This window comes from Pseudomonas sp. 13B_3.2_Bac1 (assembly GCF_025466205.1).
GTDB lineage: Bacteria > Pseudomonadota > Gammaproteobacteria > Pseudomonadales > Pseudomonadaceae > Aquipseudomonas > Aquipseudomonas fluorescens_H.
Window position 1 is genome coordinate 43,819 of the sequence record NZ_JANLOG010000010.1, and the last position, 6,562, is coordinate 50,380.

The 6,562-nt window shown below is 62.4% G+C and carries 6 protein-coding genes; 2 read left to right on the forward strand and 4 right to left on the reverse strand.

What is annotated here, in order from left to right; translation table 11 throughout:
• Positions 1–34 precede the first annotated feature (34 nt).
• The gene (locus NTD85_RS01760; RefSeq protein WP_262141275.1) at positions 35–1,294 is read left to right on the forward strand and encodes an OprD family porin; all 1,260 of its coding nucleotides are present in this window, start codon (positions 35–37) and stop codon (positions 1,292–1,294) included.
• 284 nt (positions 1,295–1,578) lie between these two features.
• The gene (locus NTD85_RS01765; RefSeq protein ID WP_262141276.1) at positions 1,579–2,385 is read left to right on the forward strand and encodes a methyltransferase domain-containing protein; all 807 of its coding nucleotides are present in this window, start codon (positions 1,579–1,581) and stop codon (positions 2,383–2,385) included.
• 123 nt (positions 2,386–2,508) lie between these two features.
• Here NTD85_RS01765 and pcaC read toward each other — a convergent pair whose 3' ends face one another.
• From pcaC to NTD85_RS01785, 4 genes are read right to left on the reverse strand one after another with little or no spacing between them, the layout of a single operon-like run.
• The gene (gene pcaC, locus NTD85_RS01770; protein WP_262141277.1) at positions 2,509–2,901 is read right to left on the reverse strand and encodes a 4-carboxymuconolactone decarboxylase; all 393 of its coding nucleotides are present in this window, start codon (positions 2,899–2,901) and stop codon (positions 2,509–2,511) included.
• Between the two features lie 10 nt (positions 2,902–2,911).
• Positions 2,912–3,703, reverse strand: a complete 792-nt coding sequence (gene pcaD / locus NTD85_RS01775; protein ID WP_201135606.1) for a 3-oxoadipate enol-lactonase — start codon at positions 3,701–3,703, stop codon at positions 2,912–2,914.
• 11 nt (positions 3,704–3,714) lie between these two features.
• A complete protein-coding gene (locus tag NTD85_RS01780; RefSeq protein WP_262141278.1) occupies positions 3,715–5,079 on the reverse strand; it encodes a 3-carboxy-cis,cis-muconate cycloisomerase in 1,365 nt (454 codons plus the stop codon).
• A 46-nt stretch (positions 5,080–5,125) separates the two neighbouring features.
• Positions 5,126–6,421: an MFS family transporter gene (locus NTD85_RS01785; protein WP_103520919.1), complete on the reverse strand. Its 1,296-nt coding sequence runs from the start codon at positions 6,419–6,421 to the stop codon at positions 5,126–5,128.
• Positions 6,422–6,562: the final 141 nt, after the last annotated feature.

The following is a 6,562-nucleotide window of genomic DNA, read 5'->3' on the forward strand; positions in this document are numbered from 1 at the left end:
CGTTCGACCCAAAAAAATAACAAGAGACCCTGCGATGACTCATCCAACTGCGCCGTACGCCCTCCCCGGCCTGATCGCCCTCGCACTGACCGGCGCTGCCCTGCCTGTCGCAGCCGAAGAAGCCGGATTTGTCGAAGGCGCCAGCGCCAACCTGAACCTGCGCAACTTCTACATCAACCGCAACTTCACCAACCCGACCAAGGCTCAGGGCAAGGCTGAAGAGTGGACGCAGAACTTCATCCTCGACGCCAAATCCGGCTTCACCCAAGGCACCGTCGGCTTCGGCATGGACGTGCTCGGCCTGTATTCGGTAAAGCTCGATGGCGGCAAAGGCACCGGTGGCACGCAATTGCTGCCACTGGATCACGACGGGCGCCCGGCGGACAATTTCGGCCGTACCAACGTCGCGTTCAAGGCCAAACTGTCGCAGACCGAAATCAAGGTCGGCGAATGGATGCCGGTGCTGCCGATCCTGCGTTCGGACGACGGCCGTTCGCTGCCGCAAACCTTCCGTGGCGGACAGATCACCTCGAAGGAGATCAACGGTCTGACCCTGTACGGCGGGCAGTTCCGCGCCAATAGCCCGCGCGACGACAGCAGCATGAGCGACATGTCGATGTTCGGTAAGCCGGCGTTCACCTCGGACCGCTTCAACTTTCAGGGTGGTGAATACGTTTTCAACGAAAAGCGTACGCAGATCGGCCTGTGGAACGCCGAACTCAAGGACATCTACAGCCAGCAATACGTCAACCTGACTCACAGCCAGCCACTGGGCGACTGGACCCTGGGCGCCAACCTCGGCTTCTTCTATGGCAAGGATGACGGCAGCGCCCGCGCCGGCGAACTCGACAACAAAACCTGGTCTGGGATGTTCTCGGCCCGCTACGGCGGCAACACCTTCTACGTCGGCCTGCAGAAACTCACCGGCGACAGCGCCTGGATGCGCGTCAACGGCACCAGCGGCGGCACCCTGGCCAACGACAGCTACAACTCCAGCTACGACAACGCGCAAGAACGCTCATGGCAGATACGCCACGACTACAACTTCGCCGCCCTGGGCATCCCCGGCCTGACCCTGATGAACCGCTACATCAGCGGCGACAACGTGCACACCGCAACCGTCACCGACGGCAAGGAGTGGGGCCGCGAATCGGAACTGGGCTACACCGTGCAGAGCGGCACCTTGCGCGACCTGAACGTGCGCTGGCGCAACTCGACGATGCGCCGCGACTTCAGCAACAACGAGTTCGACGAAAACCGCCTGATCATCAGCTATCCGATCAGCTTGCTCTGATTCGAGAATGGCCCCGGATTATCTGTAGGAGCTGCCGCAGGCTGCGATCTTGTGCTTTTTTAAGATCAAAAGATCGCAGCCTTCGGCAGCTCCTGCAGGGAAAGGGATATCAGAGAGCCATCCGTCAGGATCTGTAGCGCTTCGCAAAGCCTCGGGTAGAGTAGGAAACACCTGAAGGACTCAGGCGCCACACCCTCCCCGCTTCCGCTATCCAAAGTTGTTGGTCCTCAAGATTTGGCCAGGTTGTCATCGGAAGACACTGCTGATCATCGGAGGACCACCTCATGATCAACCCACTCAACGCAGCCCCCGACTGGGACGCCAAGGCGTACCAGCAGTTTTCCCGTCAACGCCAGCGCCCGGTCAACGAACTGCTCGATCGCGTCGAACTGGATAACCCCAAACGTATTTATGACCTGGGCTGCGGCACCGGCATTGCCACGCAGCTGCTGGCCGAACGTTGGCCGCGAGCGCAGTTGCTGGGCGTCGACAGTTCGCGGCAGATGCTCGATCAGGCTCGATGTCTGCCGATCAACGCCCGCTGGCAAGAGTGCGACCTGCTCGAATGGCAACCCAGACAACCCGCCGACCTGCTGCTCGCCGCGGCGGTGCTGCATTTCATTGGCGATCATCAACAACTGCTGCCGCGCCTGCTGGGGCATCTGAACCCCGGCGGCTGTCTGGCGGCGCACATGCCGGACTGGCGCGATGCCTTGTGGTATCGACTGATGCTCGACACCCTGGAAGACGCCGGCCCGGGTCACACCCCCATCGGCACGCCGCAACTGCGCCAGCACATGGCGGCGCGACCGCTATTGTCGCTGGAGGATTACTACCGCTTGCTGGCGCCGCTGACCACGTCACTGGACATCTGGGAAACCGAGCAATTGCAGGTGGTCGGCGGCAAGTCGCCGATCTACGACTGGGTGAAGGTCTCGGCGCTACGGCCGGTGATGCAGGCGCTGACGCCACAGGAACAGGCGCGGTTTATCTACCACTATCTGATGCGGGTGCATAAGCATTATCCGCCGGAGAAAAACGGGCAGACGCTGTTTCCGTTCAAGCGGATTTTCATTGTCGCCAGGGTCTGAGTGCCTGTGCTGATTAATGCATCACGGCTTCTGCCGCTTTCGCGAGCAAGCCCGCTCCCACAGGGGAAATGCATTCCAAATGTGGGAGCGGGCTTGCTCGCGAAGGCGTCAGTTCAGGCACCATCACTCCCGGGATTCGACCCCCAGCTCATCCCACACCGACTCCGCCAGATGGAACGTGGCATTCGCCGCCGGGATCCCGCAATAGATCGCACTCTGCATGATCACTTCCTTGATCTCGCCCCGGCTCACACCGTTGTTGGCCGCCGCACGCAAATGCAGTTTCAGTTCGGCCTCGCGGTTCATCCCGATCAGCATGGCGATGGTGATCAGGCTGCGGGTATGCCGAGGCAGGCCCGGGCGGGTCCAGATGTCGCCCCAGGCGTGACGGGTGATCATCTCCTGGAATTCCGAGTTGAACTCGGTCAGCGCATTCAGGCTGCGCTCGACGTGGGCATCGCCCAATACCGCGCGGCGTACTTGCAAACCTTCGTCGTAACGTTGTTTCTCGTCCACAAATCTTCCCTCACTGAGCGTTCAGAAACGCCAACACCCGATCACTGAAAGCGGCACCGGCCTGCACGTTGGACAGGTGCGCGGCATAGAACTCGGCGTACTCGGCGCCGCGCACATGCTCCTGAATGAAATGCCCGCCGGACGGTGGCGTCACCGCATCTTCGGTACCCGCGATCACCAGCAGCGGCAGGTTGATCGACGCCAGTTGCTCACGGAAATCGGCATCGCGTACCGCCGCGCAATTGGCCGCATACCCTTCAGGTGACGTCGCCGCGAGCATGTCGGTGATCTTCTTCGCCGCGGCCGGATTGGCCGTGGAAAAGTCCGGGGTAAACCAACGGGCAATCGACGCATCACGCAGTGCGACCATCGCTGCCGGGCCATCACGCAACACGGTTTCGATGCGCGGATTCCACACCGACGGGTCGCCGATCTTCGCGGCGGTGTTGCACACAATCAGTTTGTGCAGACGATGACCGGCATTGATCCCCAGCCACTGGCCGATCAACCCGCCCATCGACAATCCGCAGAAATGCGCACGCTCGATGTGCAGCGCATCCAGCAGACCCAGCACGTCGCGACCCAGTTGCTCGATGCTGTACGGCCCCGGCGTCACCAGCGACTGGCCGTGTCCGCGCGTGTCGAAACGCAGCACCCGGAAGTGCTCGGTGAACGCCGGTATCTGCGCGTCCCACATGTGCAGGTCGGTGCCCAGCGAGTTGGACAGCAACAACACCGGCGCATCGACCGGCCCATCCAATTGATAGTGCAGTTCGCCATCGGCGAGTTGAACGAAAGCCACAGCCCTCTCCTTCAGACAGTCAAAGCATTGTGTTCGGCGACTGCGCGCTCGACCCAGGTTTGCGCCTGGCCGAGGTAATGCGCAGGGTCGAGCAGATGATCGAGTTCGGTGCTGCTCAGTTCGGCAGTCACTTGCGGCTCGTCGCCGAGTACCGCACGCAGGTGGCGCTGTTCGGCCACCGCGCGTTTGCAGCATTGTTCGAGCAAATGGTGCGCGGTGTCGCGTCCGACCCGCTGTGCGAGGACGATGCTCACCGCTTCGGCGAGCACCAGGCCTTGGGTCAATTGGAGATTGCGCGCCATGCGTTCGGCGTCGACTTCCAGGCCATCGGCCAGCAGGCGCGCCTGTTGCAACGCACCGGACACCAGGCAGCAGATGTCCGGCAGGGTTTCCCATTCGGCATGCCACAGACCGAGGCTGCGCTCGTGTTCCTGCGGCATGGCGCTGAACAGCGTCGAGACCAGCCCCGGCACCCGCGTCGCGGCACCGATCAACACTGCCGCGCCGACCGGATTGCGCTTGTGCGGCATGGTCGACGAACCGCCCTTGCCCGGCGCCGACGGCTCGAACACTTCCGCCGCTTCGGTCTGCATCAACAGACTGACGTCGCGCCCGAGTTTGCCGAGGCTGCCGGCGATCAAACCGAGTACCGCGCCGAACTCGACGATGCGATCACGCTGGGTGTGCCACGGTTGCTCGGGCAAAGTCAGTTGCAGCTCTTCGGCCAACGCCTGGGCGATTAGCAGCGCTTGCTCGCCGAGTGCCGCGAGGGTGCCGGACGCTCCGCCGAATTGCAGCACCAGCAGCCGTGGCTTGAGTTCGCGCAGACGCTGACGACTGCGGGTCACCGCGCCGAGCCAACCGGCAATCTTCATCCCGAGCGTGACGGGCGTGGCGTGCTGCAGCCAGGTGCGCCCGGCCAGTGGCGTCGCCGCATGACGTTGGGCTTGGGCGGCGAGCGAATCGGCAAGCGCTGCCAGATCGCTTTCAATCAGCTCCAGCGCCTGACGCAATTGCAGCACCAGCCCGGAATCCATCACGTCCTGACTGGTCGCCCCCAGATGCACATAGCGCTCGGCCTCGGCACTGCTCGCGGCGATCTGCTTGCCCAACGCCTTGACCAGTGGAATCGCCGAGTTACCGGCCGTGGCAATCGCCTCGCCCAGCGCCGCGAAGTCATACAGACCGGCGTTGCAGGCGGCGGCAATCGGCGCGACGGCGGACGCCGGAATCACCCCGCCCCGCGCTTCGGCCCGGGCCAGCGCCGCTTCGAAATCGAGCATCGCCTGCACCCGGCCCTGATCGCAGAACACGTCACGCATATCGCGGGCAGTGAAGTAGGCATCGAACAATTGATTGCCCGGTCGCTGAGTCATAAACAGTCCTTGCCGGCGCGGGCCATCGCGGCCCGCGCTCATCGGTTTACAGATCGTGATGCAAGTACGCCGCCTGTTTCGGCAGGCGCAGGCTGAACAGGAACGCCACCGCCATCATCACCGTGACGTACCAGTAGAAGGCGTTTTCCATGCCCCCGGCCTTGAGGCTCAGGGCCACGTACTCGGCCGAGCCGCCGAAGATCGCGTTGGCCACCGCGTAGGCCAGACCGACGCCGAGGGCGCGGACTTCCGGCGGGAACATTTCGGCTTTCACCAGGCCGCTGATCGAGGTGTAGAAACTGACAATCGCCAGCGCCACGGTAATCAGCACAAAGGCCAGCACCGGGCTGCTGATGCTTTTCAGGCTCAACAGGATCGGCACAGTGAACAGCGTGCCGAGCGCGCCGAACCAGAGCATCGAATTACGCCGGCCGATCTTGTCGGCGAGCATGCCGAACAGCGGCTGCATGCACATATACAGGAACAGCGCGCCGGTCATGATGTAGCTGGCGGTCTTCGCGTGCATGCCGGCGGTGTTCACCAGGTACTTCTGCATATACGTGGTGAAGGTGTAGAAAATCAGCGAGCCACCGGCGGTGTAACCGAGCACGGTGATGAACGCGGCTTTGTGATCACGGAACAGCGCGCGGATGCTGCCGGCGTCCTTGTTCTCGCGCATTTCCTTGCTGGCGGTTTCTTTCAGCGAACGCCGCAGGAACAGCGAGATCACCGCCGCCACCGCACCGACCACAAACGGAATCCGCCAGCCGTAGGCCCGCAGTTCGTCTTCGCTGAGGAACTGCTGCAGGATCACCACCAGCAACACCGCCAGCAGTTGTCCGCCGATCAGCGTCACATACTGGAACGAAGCGAAAAAGCCGCGCTGGCCCTTGAGCGCAACTTCACTCATGTAGGTCGCGGTGGTGCCGTATTCGCCACCCACCGACAAACCTTGCAGCAGACGCGCGAACAGCAACAGCAACGGTGCCCACACGCCGATGCTGGCGTAGGTCGGCAGACAGGCGATGAGCAGCGAGCCGAAGCACATCATCAGCACCGAAATCATCATCGAAGTCTTGCGGCCCTTCTTGTCCGCCAGCCGCCCGAAGATCCAGCCGCCAATCGGGCGCATCAGGAACCCGGCGGCGAATACACCGGCGGTGTTGACCAGTTGCACCGTGGGGTTGTCGGAGGGGAAAAACGCCGGGGCGAAATAGATCGCGCAGAAGGCATAGACATAGAAGTCGAACCATTCGACCAGATTGCCGGACGAGGCACCGACAATGGCGAAGATGCGCTTGCTGCGCTCTTCGCCGGTGTAATGAGCGGTGGTAGTTGTCATTGTTTTTACTCTGAGGGGACAGGTGAGAGTCTAGACACACTTCGCAACAGTCCCGTTCCACATCGAATCAGCCATACAGTTTCCCTGTGGGAGCGGGGGGGGGGGGGGGGGGGGGGGGGGGGGGGGGGGTTTTTTTTTTTT

Coding starts and splice junctions, on each gene's coding strand:
- NTD85_RS01760 (WP_262141275.1), top strand. CDS start 35: ATGACTCATCCAACTGCGCCGTACGCCCTCCCCGGCCTGATCGCCCTC.
- NTD85_RS01765 (WP_262141276.1), top strand. CDS start 1,579: ATGATCAACCCACTCAACGCAGCCCCCGACTGGGACGCCAAGGCGTAC.
- NTD85_RS01780 (WP_262141278.1), bottom strand. CDS start 5,079: ATGACTCAGCGACCGGGCAATCAATTGTTCGATGCCTACTTCACTGCC.
- NTD85_RS01785 (WP_103520919.1), bottom strand. CDS start 6,421: ATGACAACTACCACCGCTCATTACACCGGCGAAGAGCGCAGCAAGCGC.